Origin of the sequence: Flavobacterium celericrescens (genome assembly GCF_011392075.1) — a bacterium.
GTDB classification, from domain to species: domain Bacteria; phylum Bacteroidota; class Bacteroidia; order Flavobacteriales; family Flavobacteriaceae; genus Flavobacterium; species Flavobacterium celericrescens.
The window spans coordinates 308307-329647 of the sequence record NZ_JAAJBV010000003.1; the positions used below are offsets into that span (position 1 = coordinate 308307).

Sequence of the window (21341 nt, forward strand, 5' to 3'; positions counted from 1 at the left end):
CTATTTTTCCTTCTATTTTAACTTTGATTTGTAATATTTTCGGAGCTTTTCTAATTTTGGTGCAATCACCATTTGACAATAACCTTGTTCTGCATTTTGATTGTAGTAGTTTTGATGGTAATCTTCCGCTGGATAAAACACTGTAGCTGCTGATACTTTGGTTACAATAGCTTGCTCATATAACTTTTCCTTTTCAATTAGAGCTATGTAGTTTTCTGCTTGTTGTTTTTGAGTTAATGAGTGATAGAATATTTCACTTCTATATTGTGTACCCACATCAGCACCTTGACGATTCAGTGTTGTGGGGTCGTGTGTAGCAAAGAACACTTCTAACAAATCTTCATACGCTACTTCTTCTGGATTAAAGGTAATTTGAATTGCTTCTGCATGCCCTGTAGTTCCTGTGCAAATATTGCGATACGTAGGATTTTCAGTAGTACCGCCTATATAACCCGAAACTACTTTCTCTACTCCTTTTATTTCTAAAAAAATGGCCTCTGTGCACCAAAAACATCCGCCTGCAAATGTTGCTGTTTCCATACCTATTGTTGTGTTACTTTTTACTGGTTCTTTGAATTCTTGTATTATCACTGGCTTTTCTTTTGCGGTGCATGACATTACTAGCAAACCAAAAAAGAACGGCATCCACTTAAATTTACTTTTCATAATTCATTTTTTGTTTAACAAATTTAGTTATAAATTAAACACAAAACCTTTTTTAACGAAACTTTATACTTTGATTTACGACAATTGGCATCGAATAGTTTTTTTATTCCTCAAAAATCTTTGTTTCTTTGTAGAAATCTTGGATTATGATACTTGCAAAAAATCTGCATAAATTTTACGATACGTTACACGTTTTAAAAGGTGTTGATTTACATATTAAAAAAGGTGAAATTGTTTCTATTGTAGGCGCTTCTGGAGCGGGTAAAACCACTCTGTTACAAATTTTAGGCACATTAGATGCTCCTAAAAAAGAAGTTGGAACTGTATTAGAAATCAATGGTGAATCGGTATTGGATTTAAAAGATGTGGCCCTTTCTAAGTTTAGAAACACCCATTTGGGCTTTATTTTTCAATTTCATCAATTGTTACCTGAGTTTACAGCTTTAGAAAATGTATGTATTCCAGGTTTTATTGCCAATAGAGATAAAAAAGAAGTAGAAACAGAAGCTAAACGCTTGTTAACTTATTTAGGCTTGGCAGAACGAACACATCACAAACCAAGCGAGCTTTCGGGTGGTGAACAACAACGTGTGGCAGTAGCAAGAGCACTAATCAATAAGCCTGCAGTTATTTTTGCAGATGAACCTTCTGGAAATTTAGATACACATACAGCAGAAAACTTACACGAATTGTTCTTTAAATTGCGTGACGAATTTGGGCAAACCTTTGTAATTGTTACTCATAATGAAGAATTGGCCAACATGGCAGATAGAAAATTGACGATGGTGGATGGAAATATTGTAACTATTTAAATTGATAAACATATAAGTCACATAAGCTTAAATTCACTTTGAAACGTAACTAAAAGTACATTTAAGTTTTTTCCAAAAAGAACTTATATACCTTATATGTTAAAAAAATATGATACATTCCGAGTTAAAAGAATTTCTGGGCGAAAAGGTCGAATTGTACAATAATCCAAACTTTATTGAGAGTGATCCGATTCATATTCCGCATTTGTATACTTTGAAAGAAGATATTGAAATTGCGGGTTTTCTGGCGGCTACAATTGCATGGGGTAATCGCAAAATGATTATCAATAATGCGAAGAAAATGATGGATTTGATGGGTAATTCACCATACGATTTTGTGATGAATCACTCTGAATTGCAATTGGAAACCTTAGAAACTTTTGTTCATCGCACGTTTAACGGACAGGATTTTGTGGGATTTATCAAAGGATTGCAACACATTTATCAAAATCATAACGGATTAGAAGCTGTTTTTTCACAAGAGCATCCAACGCTGCAACACACGATTTCACATTTCAAACAACTTTTTTTTGAAGCCCCACATTTATCCCGTACCGAAAAACACATTTCTGATCCGTTGAATGGTTCGGCTGCTAAGCGAATCAATATGTATTTGCGTTGGATGGTGCGAAACGACAACAAAGGGGTGGATTTAGGTATTTGGAAAAGCATTGCACCAGCCCAATTATCTTGTCCTTTGGATGTACATTCGGGCAATGTGGCGCGAAAATTAGAGTTGTTAATTCGCAAGCAAAACGATGCGAAAGCTTTAGCCGAATTGGACCAAAATTTAAGAGCATTAGACCCAAAAGACCCAGTAAAATATGATTTTGCATTATTTGGTTTGGGTGTTTTTGAAGGGTTTTAAAACAAAAAATCCTGCCGAAACAGGACTTTGTGGAGAAGATGGGGCTCGAACCCACGACCTCTTGACTGCCAGTCAAGCACTCTAGCCAACTGAGCTACATCCCCATTATTTTTTTACGAATATAGCTTTTTTAAAGCTATAAGTTTCTTTTGATTCAATAAAAAATTGAAGTAGTTTTACGGTTCTAAAAAAAAATCATGCACGCAGATTATATTACCGACCAACATTTTACCGACATTGTATATGCTGAAAGCGATGTAAAGTATAAAGAATACGAAAATTGTACGTTTATCAATTGCGATTTTAGAGCGTGTTCGTTTATTGCCGTGACGTTTATTGATTGTAACTTTTTGGATTGTAATTTTAAAGGCACCAAGATTAACCATGTGTCTTTGCGTGATGTTTGGTTTACCAAATGCGATTTTACGTCGGTAAATTTTGCCATGACCGACCAGATTTTGTATGAATTTCACTTTAAAGACAGCTTGCTTGATTATGCCCAGTTTTATAGTTTGAAACTCAAAAAAATGCAGTTTATCAATTGCAGCATGATTGCGGTAGATTTTATGGAAAGTGATTTGACTGAAGCGCTGTTTGACAACTGTAATTTAAGACACGCTGTGTTTATAGGTACAACTGCCAACAAAACTGATTTTTCTACCAGCTATGATTTTATTATTGACCCTGAGAAAAACAAATTGAAACGCGCTATATTTTCTACAGAGAATTTAAAAGGTTTATTGCAAAAATATGACTTGGTGATTAAATAGTTTATCGTTGCATTAGTACCTCTGGCATACCTCTAGCATACTTCTGGCATACACTCGCCATACACTCCGCATACACTCTTGATACACTAGGCATACACTCGCCTACTTTTTTTGTGCCGAAATGTTAAAGCCTCACCCCCGTAAAAATACCTGGTTACCCCCGTAAAAATACCTGTTTTTAAAAACAGGTATTTTTACTCTATTTTTTGTATTGGCAAACACTTACATTTGGCTCAAAACTTTAACAAAATGTACAGAAAATCTGTAATGCGGTTTTGGAGCGGTTTTTTATATTTGAAAAAGTGCTAACTGGTTGATGATATATACAAGTTGGCAGTAATTTCAGAACAAATAAACAATTAAAGAACTTTACACACAATATGGATGCATCAAAATTACTTCATGTATTAAACGATCTTAGCGAAACTGACGAAAGTTATATTCAAGAGCTAATTCAAAACTTAAAAAGTTATATTCGCAATAATAATAGTGACGAAATTACAAATACAATTCAAGAAATAAAAAATGAAATTAAACTTTCTACAATTGAAAAGTATAATAAAAGTGATTTCGAAATTCTCGAAAAAATTGGAGGGAGAAATTATTATGGCAAATGGGGAGAATATACTTTAGATGATATTTTAACTATTAATTCATATAATGTAAATAAAACGATAGAAGACTTACAAGAGTATGCAGATGATAGAAAAGATTTTACTGACAGAATAGAGAGAGTTTTAGATGATTTAAATGAATTAGGCATAAAAATACATAAACCATCTGGCAATAATTTTGAGATAGGATTATTAATGCCAGATAGCTATACTCATAAAAAAATTCCTTTCATTACAAAAGATTTAAATCGTTGGGATAAAATCTTCAAAACTTTTAAAGAACTTAATGGAGAAACTCCAGACGATTCAGAATTAAATTTTGTAAGTAATGGTTCATTACAGTTCTTTATTGATAATTCTCCTGAAGTCGCTGTTTGTTTAGCAGTTGCAATTGAACGTATTGTTAACATTTATAAAAAAATAACAGAAATACGTGTTACAAGATTAAAACTTAAAGAATTAGGTATTAACACTACTGAACAAAAATCAATCGAAAAACAGGAAAAAGAGATTTTAAATAATGAAATTGACAAAATTTCTCTTGACATTATAAAGGATTTCGCAACAAAAAACATTGAAAAAGGTAGAATTAATGAATTAAAAATTGCAGTTAAAGGTCATGTGACTTATATTGCTAAATGTGTTGATGGCGGTATGACAATCGAAATTAATTCCCCTGAAGTGAATGAGCCTAAAACTGACGGTAAAGCTGCTTCAGAAGCGAACAAGTTAAAAACCGATTATGACAAAATTCTAAAACAAGTGGAATTAACACAAAAGTCAATGGACGTTCTAAAAACAATTGGAAAAACGGGAATAGACATTGTGAAATACTTAGGTAATGGAAATGCAGAGGATGAAAATGAAAATACAGAAACAGAATAATAGAAACTACTGCCAACACACGTTTGGCGCAATTGCGAATTTTGTAGTAAAATCAAGTTTATATTTCGCAAGAAATTTATAACTTAACAGAAAATAATCAGTTACGAAGTTCACAACTGACGCCAAGCGCGGGAACGTTAGGCACAATTAATTCACGACCCTATGATTAAAGACTTTCTTATTTCATTCACTGATAATTTTAGAGAAAAAACTAAAAATCCATTTTTAGGAACATATTTGCTTGTTTGGTTAGTTAGAAACTGGGAATTAGTGTACACTTTATTCAATTTTGACAAAGATTGTAATTTAGACGATAAAAAGGCATTTGTCCGAGATTATTATTCATCACATAGCTTTATCGAAAATTTATTTAGCAATATTTATTGGGCATTTGGCTTATTAGTCTTAACGTATCTTTTATTAAATCTTTCTAGATTGATTGTAAACCTTTCAGAAAAAAGGGTTACTCCTTGGATTTATAAAATCACCGATTCAAAATCAATTGTATTAAAATCTGTATATGAGAATTTACGAGCTGAAAATGACAACTTATTAGAAAAATTAGATAAGGAACGAGATTCTAAATCACGCCTCGAAACAAGAATGAAAACATTAGAAAATGAAATCACTGAATTGCTTTCAAACGCCGAAAAGAAAAAAACTTCAGAAGTGAGTCCAGAAAAAAATGAAAATGATAAAAGGGTTGAAGATGAAGCCTCAATTTTACTAAGAAAATTAAAAGAAAAAGAAATGCTTAAAGATTTTGTGAGTACTTCAATTTCGCTAAATAAAGGAGAATATATAGCTGTAAGTTATAAGCCTACAGATTTATTCATCGAACTTGGTTTAATTAAATATAAAGATTCAAGTTACTCTGGTAGTGCTAAAAGTTATACTATTACTCAAATTGGAGAAAAAGTTTTGAGGTTAGCTAGATTAGAATAAATTAACTGTGCCTAACAGCGGTTTCAAGAAATGGCGAAAAATGTAGCAAGTTCACGTTTATCATTTCCCTGTTCCCGAAGCGAATCCTTTCATATTAAAATAGAAAAATAATAAAACACAATAAACAAAATAAATGAGAAAAAAGATTTTTATTTTTTTAATAGGTTTAACATTTCATCTCAATGGGCAAAATTTATTCCCTGTAAAATTAGACAACTGTAAAACTGACCGATTTTGTCTTGATTGTGGTGATACCAAAGCTGGATATAATGAACATGAATTTTTAAAACTACAAGAAAAACTTAATAAAGAATTGAACCTAGAGGGAATTAATGGTAGTGCAAAATTCCAAGTACTCATTGATTCAAAAGGCCGAGCTTGTGTTTTAAGTCACACTGATCAATCAAACAATCCTATTACCAAAAAAGTTATCGAAGAACTCAATAAATTTAAAAATTGGACTCCAGCAATAACGGCTGGTAAAAAAGAAGAAAAATCATCAATCAATTTAATCTTCACTATTAAGGATAATAAAATAATTGGTAATATTGAACGGGTTGATGTGAAAGCATTTGAAAAATCATTTGCCAGGCCATCTAATCCTCAAATATCTAATAAAGATTATGCCTATAAAAATGAAAATCTTAAAAATTACAATATAACTGTTTGGAATAACTCAAATTCCAAACTATCTGCAGGATTAAGTGATAACCTAACTATAGACAAAAATGATAATGTTTGGTATGAAGTAAATCAAGAATTATTTTTTTTTAATGGATTAGAATTCACCCATTCAGAACAAAATATTATTCCTGTCGAAAAGTATTTTGCCTATTTTGATATGGCTGTTGATAATGACAACACTTACTGGGTTACCACTACAAAGGGAATCTTAAGCTATAAAAACAATAATTGGGAATTTCATTCACCTGAAAAAATTGGAATTAAAGGGTGTTATCACATCATTAATAACCCAAAATCAGGAGAAGTGTTTTTTTGTGCTGATGAAGGATTAGTTACTTTAAAAAATGGAAATTGGAGTATAATCAATAAAAAAAACTTAGCTGAACTTCCAGATAACAGAGTTTACTATGCAAAAAAAGATTCAAAAAATCGTTTATGGATTGGTACTTTTAAAGGAAGTTTAATGATTGATGAAAATGGTAAAATTACAGAGTTTCAAAAAACAGAATCTTTGTTAAAAGGAAGATGTATTACAAGTTTGACAGAAGATAACGAAGGAAATATTTATTTTGGACTTTACAAAAATGATAAAGGACAGGAAAAGAATTCAGATGAAGGAATAGCAGTTCTATCTATTGATGGAAAATGGAAAAAATTTATTACTGAAAATTCTGGAATTCCAGTTAATCATACAAGTAATATGATTTATGACAATAATGAAAATATACTATGGATTACAACAAGTATTTGTGGTTTAATAAGATTTGACCCGATTAATAACATTTGGGAAAATTACAATAATTTAAATTCAAACATTCCAACTTCATACATGCAAGATATTGAAATAGATTCAAAAGGGAATATCTACCTTGCAACAAGAAATGGAATGGTAAAAATTGAAAAAAAATAAAACCCCAAAAAAACTCCCACCACACGGGAGTTTTTTTATACCTTTTAAAAACCGCACTTTTTAAATTTCATAATCAAAATACAAATAGTATCTTTATCCAATAATTAATTTTAAAAATCACAATGAAAAAACTATTCTCTATCTTTTCATTATTGCTTTCATGTGTGGCATTAGCACAATCTACCGATTTAGACCGCCATGATTTCAATTATTCGTATGTACAATTACCGAGCAACCCTATAGCTGAAGTAAAAAACAGAACGTATTCGTTCACCACCAACATCGACCGCAACTTGATGTATGATAAATCTAAGTTCTTTTTTCAGAACCAAGTGAACATCAATGGGTTTGAAAAAAAGGAAAAAAACGGGTACATCAACATTGACATTACGTTGTTAACACCAACCATTACTAAGAAGAACATTGCTACTAGAACTAGCTCTTCAAAAGATAAAAATGGTGTTGTGCGCAACACGTATTACTACACCGCTGAGCTTACGTATGCTCAAAATGGTAGTGCAAAAGTGAGCAGCTCTGATGGAAAAATTCAAAAAACTATCGACTTTACTAGAAGTAATACCTTGAAAAGTAAAGAATATGATAGCTACTCAAGCGCTGATTCGTATTTTTACAACATCAACCGAACCATTTATAACAATTTTGTTACTGAAGTAGTGAACTCGTTAAACACACAATTGAATAACGATTATGGTTATTCGGTAAAAACAGGAACCGATTACCTTTGGATTTTAGCCAATAAAAAACACCCTGAACAAGCTGCAGAATACAAAGCATTTGAAGAAGTAAGAGCTGTTTTTGACAAAATGACGTTTAACAATCCGGTATCAAACTTTGAAGTAGAATTGCAAAGTCCAATTCAATACTTTGAATCGTTACCAAAAAAATATGCGGAAGATTCAAAAGCGCATCGCAAAATAAGATATAGTGCTTATTTCAACTTGGCGCAAATTTATAATTATTTAGATTTACCTAACAAATCTATTGAATGGTCGAACAAGCTTATTGAAAACGACTACGACAAAAGCGATGGTGTGAGCAATATTGAAGAATGCAACGATATGAACACGCTTTTTAAAGTAAATAAAATCAATACAAGACACTTTGCTGTTGAAACTAAAAACTTCTTTTTTGAAGAAGCGGCTCCAGTAGCAAGTTCACCAAGTTATACTACTACTAGCGCGCCATATAGCATAGATACAGATCCAAACTATATTTTGGCTTATTTGGCTACGATTAAAAAAGACACGATTGCAGGTTATATTCAAAAAAGTAGAACTTTAGCTTTAGGTGATGCTATTACGGTAACTGTAAAAGATTTTCAAGGGAAATTTTCGGAGAGAACTTTTAAAGCAAACGAAGTAAATCGTCTTACCTTGAGTAATGGTGAAGAGTTTGCATCTGTTTCATTTAAAGTAGCGGTTGATAATGGCGGTATTTCTATGTCTAGCGCTACAAAGAAATTTGTAAAAGAAATGTACACGGGTAAAAAAATCAGTGTGTACCAATATTTTAATGGCGAAATCATTATAAAAGGCGCCAACGATTCGGAAGGAAAATCGAATGCTTCGGCTTCGTGGATGCTTTCTCCTAAAAAGCGTTTTGAGGAATTAGCAGCAGGTTGTCCTGCCCTACTGGCTCGCGTGGAGAAGAAAGAATTTAAAAACAATTTAGAAAGTATTTTGCAATTTGCTGAAGCGTTAGACGCTTGTAACTAATTCTAAATTACTTTATAGTATCAAATCCCGAGTAGCCCTCGGGATTTTTTATTTTGTGCCATCAGCAACTACAAGGGATTTGCATTTATTTATCTAAAATAATTAAATTTTTATTGTTTTTCAATAAATTTTTATTGAAATTTGCATCATCAACTTTTAATATTTACTTCTATGGAAATTAAGATTAGTGCACAACAGATGCTAAATGTATTGTATGTATTGGCTTGGATTATCTTTATTGGTCTTTCAATTGATGCAGGTGGATTTCTCGTAAACACCTTTTTCACTTTATTTATTAATCCAATAGGTTCTTCCTATTTTTGGAACCAAATTGATTTGTCTTCATTATATGAATTTAATCAAAGTCATTTTGTAACGTTGACTTCATTAATGAGTATTGTAGCGGTTTTAAAAGCTATTCTGTTTTATTTGATTATCAAAATCATACATGACAAGAAACTCAATTTAGCACAACCATTTAATAAAGATGTTAATCGCTTTATTTTTAGTGTGTCTTACCTTACGCTTGGAATTGCGTTGTTTGCCATTTGGGGAACCAATTTTTCAGAAAACATGGTAAAACAAGGTGTTACAATTCCATCCATTCAGCATTTAAAAATTGCGGGTGGCGATGTTTGGTTGTTTATGGGAATTACGCTTTTGGTGATTGCTCAAATTTTTAAACGCGGTATCGAAATTCAAGAAGAAAACGACTTAACGGTTTAAATTATGGCAATAGTAGTAAACTTAGATGTGATGATGGCGAAACGCAAAATGTCGCTCAACGAACTTTCAGAGAAAGTAGACATCACTTTAGCCAATTTGTCGATTTTAAAAACGGGTAAGGCCAAAGCGGTTCGTTTTAGTACGTTGGAAGCCATCTGCAACGTTTTGGATTGTCAGCCGGGTGATATTTTGGAGTATGTAGCAGAATAAAGTATCATTATTGATTTTTCAATTTACACTTAATTTCATTCGCTTTTATATATCTTTACAGCCTATTTGAAACTGTATTCAGAAGTTTTTCATAAAAACCGATTCTTACAGCTTCAGCATATTAAAAAAACGACTATTTATGGCAGTTCAAATTTGTACGTGTGAAGGTTTAGATGTAAAGTGTAAAAAGTGTTTTGGGAGCGGTTATATCAATACCGACGCTCCAGAACCTGCAATACAATCAGTCCCTAAAAAAGGAACTGTAAAGCAAGAATCTTTTCTTCCTGAACATCTGCATTCATTATCGCGAAAAGAAATTGAGAATATAGTACCTAAAATTATAGATACTTTGGATTTGAAATCGAAGAAGCAAATGCAAATTCTTAATTCGATTCCATTTAATACCACGACTTTTAGAAGAGATTTTAAAGCTAAATTTGAACTCTTACAAAAAATAGAAGATGAAAAACAAGCGTTACGAAATGACCTGGATGTAATTTCTGATGCGTTAACTACATCAAAATACACTATAGCATTCAATTATGGTCATTTTTTATCTGACAAAGTTATGGATGTAACTTCTAACCGCGATCTTAAGACTTTAATCAGAACTTATAAAAAGCTTAAAAAGTAAAATCATAAACAGAAAAATCCCGAGTTATGCTCGGGATTTTTTGTTATAAGATTGTGTTTAAACTAATGTAATGTTTGATAAATTGTAAGGATTTTTTATTATTTTTGGTAAAGATAAAACTGATATTTGTCAGGCATATACACCCAAAATCGGATAGCTATGTATGATTTTATCAGACATATAAATAAGTTATGGGCAACCTTAGAGAAACCTTATGAAAAAGAAATTAATCATTCTAATATTAACACTAACAGTTACAAATAACAATATTGCTGCACAAACAATTGAAAAAAGTTTTTTAGGATGGTGGGGAGATACTTTATGGGAATTTCATTTTAAAAATAATGGCCGTTATGAAAGAATATCATCAGGACATTTTGGATATACAACCGCAAAAGGAAAATACAAAATTGAAAATGATACAATTAAAATTATTTCAGGTTATGAAAATTCTTATGGAACTGTAAATGAAAAATATAAAATTGATGAGAACGATATACTTATTGACTTGAAACTAGGTTATGGCTATAAAAGAATCTTAGAATCTGAAAGAAATAAGGAAATGGAATTTCATCAACTTTTATATCCTGAAATAGAACCTGTAAACATTAAAAGTGTTAATGACATTGAGGAAGTTTTAAATCTCGCATTTAATTCTTATAAAATTAAGAGCTATTTTCATTTTGACACTTTAACTTCTAGAAAATTCATTATAACAAACTATTTTAAACTAAAAGCAAATATTAATGTTGACGGCAAAAAAGCTGAATTTAAAAACAAAAAAGACATCGATGATAAATTCTACATAGAATTTGAATCAATAATCCGATTTTATGACCGAATTTCTTTTACCATAAAAATTCCTGATGAAGGAATTAAAATTAATTGTTATTATGGTAAAGAAAATGGGAACTGGAAGGAAGACATTATAACTGTTGTAGAATATTAAAGGCAGCCCATAACAGCGGTTTGCTTCAATGGCTACTTCCAGATTTTCCTATGGAAAATCTGCTGCTGAATGGAATGTTTTGTTATATTTGTAATGGCTTGGTGTTGGCTCAATGCCACTGAGAGCAAGCCGCAGAACGTTAGTGGCAAGGCTATCAGACCAAAAACCTTAAAAACAAGAGAGACAAATAGACTATATGGGAATAGAAATTATAGCAACCTTAATTTCCGCTTTGCTAGGTGGACTTTTACCACTGACAAAAACGATTGCCAAAAAATTTATAACTAATTCAGTTAAAGCAGGTAAAGTTGGAAAGACGGAAGAATTTATCGCCAAAGTTTTTGACCTTGAAATAAATGAGACAAAAACATATAAGCAAAGACTTGAAGATACACTAACTATTCTTAAAAGTGCATTTGCAGAAGTAGACAAAGCAACAATTGAGTTCACAGACTTAATGAAAGAAAAAGAGAAAAACATTGATGAATTAGAACAACGACTATCCAAACTTTCAACAGAAGAAAGTTCCTTAAAAAATAAAGTTGAAACACTACAAAAAGTACCACTTGAAGCACTTGACCATTTTGAAACCATTTTAAACAAAGGAGACAAGAGAAGTGCATTGAGAGATTATCTTCTTTTTATTTCAGGTATCATTGCATCAGTAATTGTTACTTTAATTTTAAAATTTTATTTCAATATTTAGAATATGGCATTAACTATTACAACACTTAATTTACTTAACCAATACATCAATGGTGTAATGGAAAGAGCAGACCATCACGGACAGAATGTAAATGAAATTGTATTAACATTAGCAGGTGCAGTAATTTGGAGAGCTACACAAGACGTTGAAGTTAGAACATATAATGATGAAACAGCAAACATTTTGTGGCTTACGATAAATGGACATAGATATGCAATAGCCTACAACCACAGCACTATGAATATTGAAATTAGAGATAGAAACCAAAATGGAACTGTCCTTGCAACATTTAATAATTCAAATACAGCATTAGATGTTAAAAATATATTTTCAAACTTATAAGTTGAAAAGCCCTGCCACTAAGATCGGTTTGGCAATATGGTGGCTGAAGTGCTTCTTGAAACCTTATGCAAGGTTCAAGGGCAGTAATTCTATTGAACTTTTGTGCTAAAAATCCGCCACATCGCCAAGACGAAAAACGTTAGCGGTAATTTTCACAACATTACGATAAATATGGAACATCGAAAAATAATTCAAGCCTTACAAGATGCAGATTTAAAAAACATTTCAATTGAAGATGTTAGAGCTCAACTAAAACAATTGGAAAAATTTGGTGCTATGGTTACAACGCTGCACCCAGGAAAAAGAATTGTCAGAGCGAGATTAACGGAAAAAAAATCTTTTGAAAATGTATCTGCCCTATCCTATAAACCACAAGAATTTAATTCAACCTTTCAAAGAGCAAGCACACCTTATAAAACTATGTTCTATGGTTCAATTGTTCCAGAAATTCAAGGTGCGAGTGAACCTTCAACAGCCAGAATAACAGTTTTATTTGAAATTACTGATTTTCTTAGAGATCCAAATTCAATAGGTGAATTGGACATAACTTTCAGCGCTTGGGAAGTAATTGAAGATATTGATTTAATTTCTGTAATTCATCACCAAAAGTTTGAAAGACCAACGCAATTATCAAGTTATTTGCAGGAACAATTTCAAAACTTGGTTAAAGGAAATCCGGATTTAGAAATTCAATCTTTAGAGATTAGTCAATTTCTTGCTCGTGAATTTGCAAAATCTCCAATTTCACATCACACCGACTATACAATTTCAGCAACATATTCAGAAATAATATCGGATTCTTACGATGGAATACTTTATCCTAGCGTAAGATTAGCAGGAGAAGGAATTAATATTGCTCTAAAACCTGAAACTGTCGATAAGAAACTTAGATTTGTTGCTGCTTCTGAATGTAGAGTTTACAAGAATAAATTAGAAACTTTTGTTGACAATCTAACTAAAACTGAAGCTTCTGATGGAAATTCTTTAAAATTTACACCTTTAGAAGCTCCATATTTTGTTGGCGAAGATTATTCAAGAAAAATGGTAGGTTTGAGCTAAGAACTACAGCTAACATCGGTTATCAGCTATAGCTGGTTTTTCTTTAGTTGTACTTCTTTTTTCACGTAAAAACTTTATCTTAGCAGACAGTACGCAGTTCGTTGGCTTCTCTATAGATAGAAAGATAGATAGCCGCGAAACGTTAGCGGCAAGCATTAACAAAACCCTTGATAAATAAACTTATGAAAATTGAAGTCTTAGAAAGTAATGAAAATTTTCAAACTTGGTTAAATCGTGATTATATTACAGAAGAACTAAAAACTGTGCTTAATAACGCATCGATTTTAATAGTGCCTTTTGAAAATTTAAGAGATTTTGAAAATCCACTTTTCCCAATTGAAACTAGCAATTTGCTAAAATATTTTCAACAAAATCTTAATCAAGAATTACTCATAGACATTTGTATAACAGATGAATTATACACTGAATTTGGTTTCTATAACAATTATAAAAGACTAGGGAAATTTGTTGTTCTAACAATTGCAATTCCAACTTTTGTGACAATATTGTCGGCATATGTTTACGATAAGTATATTAAAGAAGAAGAATCAAAACCTGAAATTAATATAATTGATAATTCGACCAAAATAATTGTAAATAATACACATATTAGTGAGGTTGCACAAAAAAAATATTTACAACCTGTTCAAGTAAAGTTTTCTGTAACAATAGTGGATACTTCTGGAAATTCAAAAGAGATAAAATTTGAAGGACCTGCTAAAGAAATTAATACGGCTCTTGAGGCTTTAAAAAAATATGAAGAATCACAAAAAGAACTAAAAGAAAATGAAGAACCAACAAATTTGGAATAAAATTGAAAAATTGGGACAATCTGATTTCCATTTTGAAAATGCAATTTCGGAGTTACAAACTATTAAAGAGCTTGCGGTCAAAGACGATTTGCAAAAAGAAGCCAAAGAAATCTGGATTTGTCAGACTATTGTTGAAATACATAAACTTTATACAAATGTTTTTAACTTACTAAAAAAGAAACAATATTACCAAGCTTGGTGTCAACTGGAAAGAACCGAAATAACAATGAGTTCTCTCAAAAAGCATTTTTCATTTAATGAGAATAAATATTATTTAAATTTTATTGAAAAAGCTGTCAGAAATTTGCAAGTAATATTTCCCTATAGACTTTTCGCTAGTATGGAAATAGTTAAAACAAGTATTCTGTGCAGTGTTTGTGAAAAAAAAATATCTATAAGAAATTCATGTGGTCATATTGTTGGTGAAATCTACAATGGTGAAATGTGCCACAGAATAGTTGATAAAGCTGAAGTATTAGGAATTTCATTAGTTGAAGATCCAGGAAACAAATATTCTGTAATGTTTATCACAGATTCTGAAACAGGTAAACAAAAAGATCATTATAGTTACGATGTAATTGATTACTTAATGCAAGAAATAGATTCTCTATATGAGTTTTGGGATTTAAAAGTCTTTCAAATAGAAATTAAAAAAGAAGATTTTGAAAATATGAATCAAAATGATAAATGTAATTGTAATTCAGGATTAGAACTTAAAGATTGCTGTTACAAAAAAATTGGAGAAAAATATCCTCATTATGAGTTTTTAGTACAAAACCCAAGCCAGAAAATAAGTTTACGAACAAACACAATTCAACATACCAGCCACTAACACACGTTGGGCGCAATTGCGAATTTTGTATTAAACTCATGTTTAAATTATATATTAATAGAAAATAATCGGTTTTTCGGAGCTTGCAACTTCATAATAATTTAAAACAAAAAAATCCCGAGCTCACACTCGGGATTCATTATTTAAAACCTATCAGGTTTGGATAAAATTTATTTCAAACTCGCTAAACTTTGTTCTAAAGTTGCAATTTTTGCTAAAGCGTCGGCTTCTTTTTTGCGTTCGTTGGCAATTACTTGTTCCGGTGCGCCGGCTACGAATTTCTCGTTAGACAATTTCCCTTGCACTGAGCGTAAGAACCCTTTGGTGTAGTTTAACTCCTCGGTTAATTTTGCAACTTCGGCTTCTACATCGATATTTCCTGTAATTGGAATAAAGTATTCATTCGATTTCACACGATATGATAATGCGCCATCTACTTTATCCGCAACATATTCTAACGTTGTCAAGTTTCCTAACTTCTGAATTACCGAATCAAAATACGTTGATGCTTTTTCGTTGTTCACTACTTTTAATTCCATCGCATCTTTAAACGGAATGTTTTTGTCTTTACGAATCGTTCTAATTCCAGAAATAACTTCGGTTGCGAAATCAAAATCCGTAATTAATTTTTCGTCAAATGCTTTTGCTTTTGGCCACTCGCCTACTATCAACGCTTGTTCTGGCGTTCTTTCTGCAATATGATGCCAAATCTCCTCCGTTAAAAACGGCATGAATGGATGTAACAATTTCAAGTTCGCTTCTAACATTTCAATCGCTTTTTCAAACGTTTTGCGGTCGATTGGCTGTTGGTAACCTGGTTTTATCATTTCTAAGAACCACGAACAAAAATCGTCCCAAACCAATTTGTAAATCGCCATTAAAGCGTCTGATAATCTGTATTTGTCAAAGTTATCTTCGATTTCGGCTAAGGTTTGTTGCAACTTCGCTTCGTACCATTCAATCGCAACTTTTGAAGATTCTGGTTGTGCAATATCCGCTACTTCCCAACCTTTGATTAGTTTGAAAGCATTCCAAATTTTATTAGAGAAGCCTTTTCCTTGGTTGCATAATTCTTCGTCGAATAAAATATCATTTCCAGCAGAAGAACTTAAAAGTAATCCAACACGAACACCATCGGCACCAAATTTTTCAATTAGTCCTAGTGGTTCAGGTGAATTCCCTAATTGTTTTGACATTTTTCTTCCTTGGCTATCACGAACTAATCCCGTTAAATATACGTTTGAAAATGGTTTTTCGCCTGCATATTCGTAACCTGCAATAATCATACGCGCTACCCAGAAGAATAAAATATCTGGACCCGTAACTAAATCATTCGTAGGATAATAGTATTTAAAATCTTCATTTTCTGGATTTAAAACACCTCCAAAAACTGCCATTGGCCATAACCATGAAGAAAACCAAGTGTCTAAGGCGTCAGCGTCTTGTTTTAAATCGGAAGCTTGAAGTTGTGCATTACCTGTTCTTACTTTCGCAAGTTCAACTGCTTTTTCGATGTTTTCAGCTACTACGAAATCTTCTTTTCCATCGCCAAAATAGTACGCTGGAATCTGTTGTCCCCACCACAATTGGCGTGAGATATTCCAATCGCGAATGTTGTTTAACCAATGCGCGTAGGTATTGTTAAAACGACTTGGATATAATTTGATTTCGTCTGATTCTAAAACGGCTTTGATAGCAGGTTTTACTAAATCTTCCATTTTTAAGAACCATTGGTCTGATAATCTTGGTTCGATTACCGCTTTGGTTCTTTCAGAAGTTCCAACTTTATTCAAATGCGTTTCCGTTTTTGCTAACGCTCCGATTGTTTCTAATTCTTTCGCAATCTCTTCACGAACAACAAATCTGTCTTTTCCTTGATAATGCAATCCGAAAGAATTCAAAGTCGCATCTTCATTGAAAATATCGATGATTTCTAAATTGTGTTTATCACCTAACGTTTTATCGTTGGTATCATGAGCAGGCGTTACTTTTAAACAACCTGTACCGAATTCTACATCTACATATTCGTCTTCGATGATAGGAATAACTCTACCGCAAATTGGAATAATGGCGCTTTTCCCTTTTAAATGCGCAAAACGTTCGTCATTTGGATTGATACAAATGGCAGTATCTCCAAAAATCGTTTCTGGACGCGTAGTTGCAACGGTTAAGAAATCTTCTGAACCTTCAATTTTATATTTGATGAAATATAATTTTCCTTGACGTTCTTCAAAGATTACTTCTTCATCAGACAAAGTCGTTTTAGCTTCTGGATCCCAGTTAACCATTCGGTAACCGCGATAAATCAAACCTTTGTTGTATAAATCTACAAATGAGTGAATTACCGATGCTGACATATCGTCATCCATCGTAAACTTAGTACGACTCCAATCGCAAGAACAACCTAATTGTTTTAATTGCTCTAAGATGGTTCCACCGTATTTATCCGTCCATTCCCATGCATGCTTTAGGAATTCTTCACGAGTTAAATCGTTTTTATTGATGCCTTCTTCTTTTAACTTTGCTACAACTTTAGCTTCGGTTGCAATTGAGGCATGATCGGTTCCTGGCACCCAACAAGCGTTGAACCCTTTTAAACGCGCACGACGAATTAATACATCTTGAATGGTGTTATTCAACATGTGTCCCATGTGTAAGACTCCTGTTACGTTTGGTGGCGGAATTACAATGGTGTACGGCGTTCTGTGGTCGGGTTTGGATGTAAAATAATCGTTTTTCATCCAATAGTCGTACCACTTTTGTTCTACTTCTTTAGCGTTGAATTGTGCAGGAATCATTCTGTTTTTTTCTTGTTTAATTGTTGAATCGTTGAACGGTTGAATCGTTCGTTTTAACATTCCCAATTTTACTTTGGTATGTTTTTTGTATTACTACGTGCAAAAGTAACTATATCACGAAAATAAAAAAAATGTTAGGAGTAGTTTGTTGGTTGCTTTTATTTAATTATTTTTACAACAACCTATTAATTTATAAGATGATGAAAAAATTACTTGTTTATTTAACTGTATTCGTTGGAATGGCATCATTTGCTCAAACTGGCCCAAAGATTGAGTTTAAAGAAGAAACTATCAACTATGGTGAGGTAGAAAAAGGAAAAGATGATGGTATTCGAATTTTTGAATTTACCAATACGGGTGATGAGCCTTTATATATTAAAAATGCAAAATCGAGCTGTGGTTGTACAGTACCAGAATGGCCAAAAGAAGCAATTGCTCCTGGAGGTAAAGGCCAAATTAAAGTACAATATAACATGAACCCAGGTCCGATAAGCAAAACCATTACAATTGAAAGTAATGCGGTGAATAAGCCTAATGGCATGGTTCCATTACGAATTAAAGGAACGGTGATTGTTAAGGAAGAAGTTAGTCCGTTAGTAAAAAAGAAAACGTTTCCCAACTCATAAAAAAAAAAGTCCCAATTGAATTGGGACTTTTTTTTATAGTAATTTTTCTAACTTGAACTTAAATGTTAATTGTTGTCCTAATCTTTCAATAATGATGGTTATTAATTTTCCATCTTCGGATTGAAATAAATCAGATATTGATTGTATGGTGAGCATATGAGATGATTTTCCATTTATTTTGACTATTCTATCACCAATTTTTAAGCCTATTTTTTCTGCTGGAGAATTTTTTCTAATAGCATAAATTTCATATACAGGCTTAAGTTCATATTTGTATTTTTTAGATTCGTCATTTAACATTAATTCGTTTAAATTCAATTGATTATTAGATGTATTTATTTTAATTTCTTCTTTAATCCATTGTAAACCTGAATGCTGCAATTCGATTCCTGACATATTATAGTTGAATGGTTTATTAAAAAAATCGTTTTTCTTATAATATACTTTTTGATTTTGGTAATCAATAAACCAGTTAAATCGTTTTGTAATTGCACCACCTAAAGAACCATTTCTACTTTTTACTAAATTATGTTGTGGAAAAGAAATGCTATCTGGAAAAGAAACTAAAGCCTCTTGAATTTTATAGTTTGCCATCTCAATTATTTTCACTCTTGAGCGTTTTCCAAAAATATCTCCAGCTAAACCACGGCCTAAAACATCATCAAAAAAAAGTTTTGGGGTTTTAATCGTATCATTTTCAAACAACCATAAACCATCACCTAGACCAGTATCTATTAGTAATTTAAAATTTTGCAATCTGTCATCAATTCCTAATTTTAAATCAATATATGGCTTGTCTTCAATAAGTTGAATGGTGTTGTTTGTATATTTTTTTGCCTTTTTGGAAAGTATATTTTCTTTATTTTTATGGAGAATAATTTCTTGTGTGTCATATTTTATTTCCACTAAAAAATCTTTAAAGAAACTAGCGCCAACTATTCCATTGATTGGGACGCCTAATTTATTTACAATATTGACTCCTTGGCTATCAATGATTAATATTTCAAAATTTGGGTCTTCATACTCTTTCGCTTTCATGTTGTTTTTTTGAGAAACAATAGCTTCAATTGGTTCTCCTAAACCAACACCTCTAAAGGTTACTTTTCTTGGATTGAAAATTTCTAATGAATCTTTTTCTGGAAAACAAAACAATAGGTTTCTATCAGAACCCGTATCCAAAATCATATTCAAAGGCACATCATTGAGTGTGATATTCATAATAATTAAATTATGAGTCAACTCAAAAGGAATTTTGATTTTAGTTTTATTGGAATTCCATTTCGCTTGTGCAAAAACTGATGTTATGGCAAAAAGCATTAGGGAAAATTGCACTATTCTTCTCATAACCAATTTTATATCATAAATGTAAGAAATTATTTCTTAATGGTTATATATTTAACACATTTTAAGCAGCAAAATTGCTTATATCACAAAAAAAAATCGCAATTTTGCGAATCTTTAAAAAATATATCATGCCAAAAGTTTCAATTAAAGGACAACAAATGCCTGAATCGCCAATTAGAAAATTGGTTCCCTATGCAGAAATTGCTAAGAAAAAAGGACATAAAGTATATCATTTAAATATTGGGCAACCAGATATTAAAACACCCGAAGTAGCGCTACAAGCTGTAAAAAATGCTGACATTAGTGTTTTGGAATATAGTCATTCTGCTGGTTTTGAAAGCTATAGAACAAAACTTTCGCAATATTATAAAAACCACGGATTACCTATAGACACGCAAGATATTATTATCACTACTGGTGGTTCTGAAGCTTTGCTTTTTGCAATGGGAAGCACTATGGATGCGGGAGAAGAGATTATCATTCCTGAGCCATTTTATGCTAATTACAATGGTTTTTCTACGGCATCTGGTGTAAAAGTTGTTCCTGTAATTTCTGGTATTGAAACAGGATTTGCTTTGCCTCCAATTGAAGCTTTTAAGAAATTAATTACACCAAAAACTAAAGCTATTTTAATTTGTAATCCTGGTAACCCAACAGGTTATTTATATTCAAAAGAAGAGATATTAAAATTAGCTGAAATTGTTAAAAAACACGATTTATTTTTAATAGCAGACGAAGTTTATAGAGAATTTATTTATGATGGAGAGGAGCATTTCTCAGTAATGAATGTTCCTGGATTAGAAGAACATGCTATTATGATTGATTCGGTATCAAAGCGTTATAGTATGTGTGGTGCGCGTATTGGGTGTATTGTTTCTAAAAATGCTGCAGTAATGTCTACGGCTATGAAATTTGCACAAGCTCGTTTAAGTCCTCCAACATATGCACAAATTGCTAGTGAAGCAGCTTTAGATACACCTCAAAGCTATTTTGATGCAGTTATTTCAGAATACAAAGATCGTAGAGATACATTGATTACTGAATTGCAAAAAATAGAAGGTATAACTGTAGCAACTCCTAAAGGTGCTTTTTACTGTATTGCGAAACTACCTATTGACAATGCTGATAAATTTGCACAATGGTTGTTAGAATCATACGATTTTAATGGTGAGACTGTTATGGTTGCTCCTGCGGCAGGATTTTATTCTACTCCAAATGTTGGTTTAGACGAGGTTCGTATTGCTTATGTTTTAAAGAAAGATGATTTGATTAAATCGGTTCAAATTTTGAAAGAAGCAATTTCTGTTTATAATCAAAAATAATTATAACTTCATATTAAAAAGAGCTCATAAAATGAGCTCTTTTTTTGTTCCCTTATTTTAAAAAAAGCGACACTAATTGAAGTGTCGCTTT

General features: G+C 31.9%; 21 protein-coding genes and 1 tRNA gene. 18 read left to right on the forward strand and 4 right to left on the reverse strand.

Features of this window, described 5'->3' with window-relative positions; all coding sequences use genetic code 11:
- Positions 1-12: 12 nt before the first annotated feature.
- Positions 13-540 (reverse strand): peptide-methionine (S)-S-oxide reductase MsrA, encoded by a 528-nt coding sequence (gene msrA / locus G4L40_RS06275; protein ID WP_207785339.1) that lies wholly within the window; start codon positions 538-540, stop codon positions 13-15.
- 272 nt (positions 541-812) lie between these two features.
- Here msrA and G4L40_RS06280 point away from each other — a divergent pair, with 272 nt between their 5' ends.
- Positions 813-1478 carry an ABC transporter ATP-binding protein gene (locus tag G4L40_RS06280; protein WP_166236346.1) on the forward strand — a complete coding sequence of 222 codons (666 nt, stop codon included), beginning with the start codon at positions 813-815 and terminating at the stop codon, positions 1476-1478.
- A 109-nt stretch (positions 1479-1587) separates the two neighbouring features.
- The gene (locus tag G4L40_RS06285; protein WP_166236347.1) at positions 1588-2346 is read left to right on the forward strand and encodes a TIGR02757 family protein; all 759 of its coding nucleotides are present in this window, start codon (positions 1588-1590) and stop codon (positions 2344-2346) included.
- Positions 2347-2376: 30 nt separating this feature from the next.
- Here the strand turns inward: G4L40_RS06285 and G4L40_RS06290 are convergent.
- Positions 2377-2450, reverse strand: a tRNA-Ala gene (locus tag G4L40_RS06290).
- Between the two features lie 93 nt (positions 2451-2543).
- On the opposite strand from G4L40_RS06290, the gene G4L40_RS06295 reads away from it, so the two are divergent.
- The 14 genes from G4L40_RS06295 to G4L40_RS06360 all read left to right on the forward strand — a co-directional run bounded on the left by G4L40_RS06295 (position 2544) and on the right by G4L40_RS06360 (position 15160).
- Positions 2544-3116: a pentapeptide repeat-containing protein gene (locus G4L40_RS06295; protein ID WP_166236348.1), complete on the forward strand. Its 573-nt coding sequence runs from the start codon at positions 2544-2546 to the stop codon at positions 3114-3116.
- Positions 3117-3496: 380 nt separating this feature from the next.
- The gene (locus tag G4L40_RS06300) at positions 3497-4615 is read left to right on the forward strand and encodes a hypothetical protein (RefSeq protein WP_166236349.1); all 1119 of its coding nucleotides are present in this window, start codon (positions 3497-3499) and stop codon (positions 4613-4615) included.
- Positions 4616-4777: 162 nt separating this feature from the next.
- Positions 4778-5560 carry a hypothetical protein gene (locus tag G4L40_RS06305; protein ID WP_166236350.1) on the forward strand — a complete coding sequence of 261 codons (783 nt, stop codon included), beginning with the start codon at positions 4778-4780 and terminating at the stop codon, positions 5558-5560.
- Positions 5561-5693: 133 nt separating this feature from the next.
- A complete protein-coding gene (locus G4L40_RS06310) occupies positions 5694-7154 on the forward strand; it encodes a ligand-binding sensor domain-containing protein (protein ID WP_166236351.1) in 1461 nt (486 codons plus the stop codon).
- 122 nt (positions 7155-7276) lie between these two features.
- A complete protein-coding gene (locus tag G4L40_RS06315) occupies positions 7277-8890 on the forward strand; it encodes a hypothetical protein (RefSeq protein WP_166236352.1) in 1614 nt (537 codons plus the stop codon).
- A 171-nt stretch (positions 8891-9061) separates the two neighbouring features.
- Positions 9062-9616 carry a DUF2975 domain-containing protein gene (locus G4L40_RS06320; RefSeq protein ID WP_166236353.1) on the forward strand — a complete coding sequence of 185 codons (555 nt, stop codon included), beginning with the start codon at positions 9062-9064 and terminating at the stop codon, positions 9614-9616.
- A 3-nt stretch (positions 9617-9619) separates the two neighbouring features.
- Positions 9620-9826, forward strand: a complete 207-nt coding sequence (locus tag G4L40_RS06325; protein ID WP_166236354.1) for a helix-turn-helix domain-containing protein — start codon at positions 9620-9622, stop codon at positions 9824-9826.
- Positions 9827-9965: 139 nt separating this feature from the next.
- A complete protein-coding gene (locus G4L40_RS06330; protein WP_166236355.1) occupies positions 9966-10460 on the forward strand; it encodes a hypothetical protein in 495 nt (164 codons plus the stop codon).
- Between the two features lie 214 nt (positions 10461-10674).
- Entirely contained in the window at positions 10675-11409 is a 735-nt protein-coding gene (locus G4L40_RS06335) for a hypothetical protein (RefSeq protein ID WP_166236356.1), read from the forward strand.
- Positions 11410-11605: 196 nt separating this feature from the next.
- A complete protein-coding gene (locus G4L40_RS06340; RefSeq protein WP_166236357.1) occupies positions 11606-12115 on the forward strand; it encodes a hypothetical protein in 510 nt (169 codons plus the stop codon).
- A 3-nt stretch (positions 12116-12118) separates the two neighbouring features.
- Positions 12119-12457: a hypothetical protein gene (locus G4L40_RS06345; protein WP_166236358.1), complete on the forward strand. Its 339-nt coding sequence runs from the start codon at positions 12119-12121 to the stop codon at positions 12455-12457.
- 171 nt (positions 12458-12628) lie between these two features.
- The gene (locus tag G4L40_RS06350) at positions 12629-13516 is read left to right on the forward strand and encodes an RES family NAD+ phosphorylase (RefSeq protein ID WP_166236359.1); all 888 of its coding nucleotides are present in this window, start codon (positions 12629-12631) and stop codon (positions 13514-13516) included.
- 182 nt (positions 13517-13698) lie between these two features.
- On the forward strand, positions 13699-14328 hold the full coding sequence (locus G4L40_RS06355; RefSeq protein WP_166236360.1) for a hypothetical protein: 630 nt from the start codon (positions 13699-13701) through the stop codon (positions 14326-14328).
- 10 nt (positions 14329-14338) lie between these two features.
- On the forward strand, positions 14339-15160 hold the full coding sequence (locus G4L40_RS06360; protein ID WP_166236361.1) for a zinc chelation protein SecC: 822 nt from the start codon (positions 14339-14341) through the stop codon (positions 15158-15160).
- 170 nt (positions 15161-15330) lie between these two features.
- On the opposite strand, the gene G4L40_RS06365 is transcribed toward G4L40_RS06360, so the two are convergent.
- Entirely contained in the window at positions 15331-17958 is a 2628-nt protein-coding gene (locus G4L40_RS06365; RefSeq protein WP_166236380.1) for a valine--tRNA ligase, read from the reverse strand.
- A 200-nt stretch (positions 17959-18158) separates the two neighbouring features.
- Between G4L40_RS06365 and G4L40_RS06370 the strand changes: the two genes are divergently transcribed.
- Positions 18159-18584: a DUF1573 domain-containing protein gene (locus G4L40_RS06370; protein ID WP_166236362.1), complete on the forward strand. Its 426-nt coding sequence runs from the start codon at positions 18159-18161 to the stop codon at positions 18582-18584.
- 33 nt (positions 18585-18617) lie between these two features.
- Here G4L40_RS06370 and G4L40_RS06375 read toward each other — a convergent pair whose 3' ends face one another.
- A complete protein-coding gene (locus G4L40_RS06375) occupies positions 18618-19928 on the reverse strand; it encodes a PDZ domain-containing protein (protein ID WP_166236363.1) in 1311 nt (436 codons plus the stop codon).
- A gap of 128 nt (positions 19929-20056) precedes the next feature.
- Between G4L40_RS06375 and G4L40_RS06380 the strand changes: the two genes are divergently transcribed.
- Positions 20057-21250, forward strand: a complete 1194-nt coding sequence (locus G4L40_RS06380; RefSeq protein ID WP_166236364.1) for a pyridoxal phosphate-dependent aminotransferase — start codon at positions 20057-20059, stop codon at positions 21248-21250.
- Positions 21251-21341 lie beyond the last annotated feature (91 nt).

What these genes read in the sequence shown, in the direction of transcription:
- G4L40_RS06280 (WP_166236346.1), top strand. Translation starts at nt 813, where the DNA reads ATGATACTTGCAAAAAATCTGCATAAATTTTACGATACGTTACACGTT.
- G4L40_RS06375 (WP_166236363.1), bottom strand. Translation starts at nt 19,928, where the DNA reads ATGAGAAGAATAGTGCAATTTTCCCTAATGCTTTTTGCCATAACATCA.
- G4L40_RS06320 (WP_166236353.1), top strand. Translation starts at nt 9,062, where the DNA reads ATGGAAATTAAGATTAGTGCACAACAGATGCTAAATGTATTGTATGTA.
- G4L40_RS06380 (WP_166236364.1), top strand. Translation starts at nt 20,057, where the DNA reads ATGCCAAAAGTTTCAATTAAAGGACAACAAATGCCTGAATCGCCAATT.
- G4L40_RS06345 (WP_166236358.1), top strand. Translation starts at nt 12,119, where the DNA reads ATGGCATTAACTATTACAACACTTAATTTACTTAACCAATACATCAAT.
- G4L40_RS06370 (WP_166236362.1), top strand. Translation starts at nt 18,159, where the DNA reads ATGAAAAAATTACTTGTTTATTTAACTGTATTCGTTGGAATGGCATCA.
- G4L40_RS06285 (WP_166236347.1), top strand. Translation starts at nt 1,588, where the DNA reads ATGATACATTCCGAGTTAAAAGAATTTCTGGGCGAAAAGGTCGAATTG.
- G4L40_RS06325 (WP_166236354.1), top strand. Translation starts at nt 9,620, where the DNA reads ATGGCAATAGTAGTAAACTTAGATGTGATGATGGCGAAACGCAAAATG.
- G4L40_RS06340 (WP_166236357.1), top strand. Translation starts at nt 11,606, where the DNA reads ATGGGAATAGAAATTATAGCAACCTTAATTTCCGCTTTGCTAGGTGGA.
- G4L40_RS06315 (WP_166236352.1), top strand. Translation starts at nt 7,277, where the DNA reads ATGAAAAAACTATTCTCTATCTTTTCATTATTGCTTTCATGTGTGGCA.
- G4L40_RS06330 (WP_166236355.1), top strand. Translation starts at nt 9,966, where the DNA reads ATGGCAGTTCAAATTTGTACGTGTGAAGGTTTAGATGTAAAGTGTAAA.
- G4L40_RS06355 (WP_166236360.1), top strand. Translation starts at nt 13,699, where the DNA reads ATGAAAATTGAAGTCTTAGAAAGTAATGAAAATTTTCAAACTTGGTTA.
- G4L40_RS06310 (WP_166236351.1), top strand. Translation starts at nt 5,694, where the DNA reads ATGAGAAAAAAGATTTTTATTTTTTTAATAGGTTTAACATTTCATCTC.
- msrA (WP_207785339.1), bottom strand. Translation starts at nt 540, where the DNA reads ATGGAAACAGCAACATTTGCAGGCGGATGTTTTTGGTGCACAGAGGCC.
- G4L40_RS06295 (WP_166236348.1), top strand. Translation starts at nt 2,544, where the DNA reads ATGCACGCAGATTATATTACCGACCAACATTTTACCGACATTGTATAT.
- G4L40_RS06365 (WP_166236380.1), bottom strand. Translation starts at nt 17,958, where the DNA reads ATGATTCCTGCACAATTCAACGCTAAAGAAGTAGAACAAAAGTGGTAC.
- G4L40_RS06305 (WP_166236350.1), top strand. Translation starts at nt 4,778, where the DNA reads ATGATTAAAGACTTTCTTATTTCATTCACTGATAATTTTAGAGAAAAA.
- G4L40_RS06300 (WP_166236349.1), top strand. Translation starts at nt 3,497, where the DNA reads ATGGATGCATCAAAATTACTTCATGTATTAAACGATCTTAGCGAAACT.
- G4L40_RS06335 (WP_166236356.1), top strand. Translation starts at nt 10,675, where the DNA reads ATGAAAAAGAAATTAATCATTCTAATATTAACACTAACAGTTACAAAT.
- G4L40_RS06350 (WP_166236359.1), top strand. Translation starts at nt 12,629, where the DNA reads ATGGAACATCGAAAAATAATTCAAGCCTTACAAGATGCAGATTTAAAA.